This window comes from Bradyrhizobium sp. PRIMUS42 (genome assembly GCF_023006515.1).
GTDB lineage: Bacteria > Pseudomonadota > Alphaproteobacteria > Rhizobiales > Xanthobacteraceae > Bradyrhizobium.
Genome location: NZ_JALBGZ010000885.1, coordinates 1 through 2,279, shown reverse-complemented (window position 1 = coordinate 2,279; position 2,279 = coordinate 1). Strand labels below are relative to the sequence as shown.

Sequence of the window (2,279 nt, the reverse complement as noted above, 5' to 3'; positions counted from 1 at the left end):
ATAGTGGCCGGCGACGCCGCCGACGACGGCGCCCTTGATGCAGCCCTTGGCGTTGGCGGCGGAGGTCGCGCCGAGCATGAGCAGCGCGGCGGTGACGGCGAGAAGCGGCGATTTCATGGATGATGTCTCCGGAGGCGGTGTTGGGCTCTCAACGGACGCGGATGGGTTCGGGTTCCCTTGCCCCGTACCGGCCAAGCGCGCCCGCCGACAGGCGTGCGGCGTCATCGCAAGATGCAAAAGCCTGTGTGCAAACAGGTGCGCAACCCGAATTGCACCCCATGAACGCGGCATGGCGCTGGCGCGTCATAACCGGCAAGCACCCTGTGCTTTTGCGGATTGATGGACCCGCGAGGCCCGCGGTAGCGTTCGCAATCCACGGCCGACGAGGGCGGGAGCAGCATGACGGTTGAATCGCTGAACAGGCAACGTGTGCTGCATCTGCTGGACGCCTTCGCGCGCGGCGATCTCGATACGGCGCTGGCGTGCTGCACCGACGACGTCGACTTCCTCACCCACGCGCCGATCGATGTGCTGCCGCACATGGTGCCGCGCCACGGCAAGGCCGCGCTGCGTGAGCTCTGGCAGACGATCTGGTCGCGCTATTCGGAGATCCGCTACAAGGCGCCGCACATTCTTGCCGAGGGCGAGGGGGTCGCGACCTACATGCACACTTATTTCAAGAAGCGCAGCAACGACCGCATCGTGCAGTTCGACATGGCCGTGTTCTACACCTTCCGCGGCGGACTGGTGGCGCAGATCCGTGAGATCATCGATTCCTACGATTTGGTGCAGCAGGTGCTGGAGCGCGAGATCGGGCCGCTGATCATGGACGCGCGGGCGGCGGATTGATCTTCCTTCCCGGCGAACCCGCGTCGGAACTGGCCTCGGAACCGGGAAATTACGGGGCACTATTGTAAATCTCACACTCCGCCATCAATTGTGCATTGCGAAAACGTGAATTGCGTTTTGGCCGAAATCAGGTAATTTATTCGCATACAAACGAGTTTGAGCCCCGGCACCCGACTGTGCATGGGGTTGTTTTCCGTTTTTCTTTCGCAAGCCAGCTTCAGGACTGCCCAAAATGACAGAGCACAGCCTCTGGCGTTTCTCGCGTGCGTTGCACCGCGCGATCAACGACCGGCATTTCGCTGATATCGAAGCCTTGATCGACGAGGACGTCGAATGGGCGCTCTACGGCCCGATCGACATGTTTCCATTCCTCGGCGCGCGCCAGGGCAAGGACGCCGTGATCGAGGTCATCCGCCAGCTCGCTGACAATTTCCAGGTCCGCCGCTTCGACCGCGAGAGCATCATGCTCGGCGTCGATTCCGCCGCCTCGATGGTGCGCTATTCGCTGACGGCGATGGATTCCAACAAGCCCATCAGCTTGCGGGTCGCGCAGTTCGCCCAGTTCAGGGCGGGCAAGCTCGTCAGCATGCGCGTCCTGATCGACACGTTCGATCTGGTCGAGCAGGCACTCGGCCGCGCCATTCATCTGCCGAAGATGACCAGCGTCGGCTGACGGGACGCCAACGGGCCCCGCTGTTCGGGACCGACGACAATGCCGACTGCGACGTCCTGGCCTCCAGCCCCGCCGGATGCCGTCGCGTCACAAGCTCGTCATCGGGCGCGCGCCTTTCGCGCGGCCCGTTGGTTCGGGGGCCTTGAAAGCCCCGCCACAATTTCGCAACGATGCATCAGCATTTTCAGCGCGGAATGGCGCATGGTCTTTGCTGACGGCCGATATATATTGTCGGAAAGCATGCGCTGGGGTTCGCGGGCAGGACGATGGAATTCTCGACAGGTTTTGGCTGGACCAGGCTGCCGGTGCTGGCGGCCGTATTCATTTTGGGCTCCGTGCTGACGGTCTCGGCGCAGATCATTCCGCCCTTCTCGCCCACAGCGGCCACGCCTGACGACGAGACCGAGACCGAGGCCGTGGCGGAGGCCCCCGACGTCAACGACCCCGACGTGCTCAAAGGCATCGACGTCGACAAGCTCGATTGGAGTCAACTCGCGATCGACGCCGGCACCGGCATTGACCCCATGGCCGCCAAGAAGCGCGCCCAGTCCGCCGCCCAGGACGGCCTGGACTGGTCGTCGAACGCCAACGCGAACGGCTCTTCGGCCGTGACGGTGAAGCAGTCCGTGTTCTCGTTCTGGGATACGCGGGTCGGCGCCGACATGACGGTGACGAGCGAGCCGCGCACGATGTCCGAGCTGCTGGCGCAGAAGGCCACCAATGGCGGCAGCGTGCCGCAATCCTCCGGCAGCGCCTG

At 63.7% G+C, this 2,279-nt stretch carries 2 protein-coding genes and 1 pseudogene; all 3 read left to right on the top strand.

All coding sequences use genetic code 11. From position 1 onward, the window contains the following. Positions 1-399 precede the first annotated feature (399 nt). Positions 400-849 (top strand): nuclear transport factor 2 family protein, encoded by a 450-nt coding sequence (locus MOV75_RS35195; protein WP_246930206.1) that lies wholly within the window; start codon positions 400-402, stop codon positions 847-849. Between the two features lie 232 nt (positions 850-1,081). Further along, positions 1,082-1,522 carry a nuclear transport factor 2 family protein gene (locus tag MOV75_RS35190; RefSeq protein ID WP_246930204.1) on the top strand — a complete coding sequence of 147 codons (441 nt, stop codon included), beginning with the start codon at positions 1,082-1,084 and terminating at the stop codon, positions 1,520-1,522. A 266-nt stretch (positions 1,523-1,788) separates the two neighbouring features. After that, a pseudogene (locus MOV75_RS35185) lies at positions 1,789-2,279 on the top strand (hypothetical protein); the annotation flags it as partial.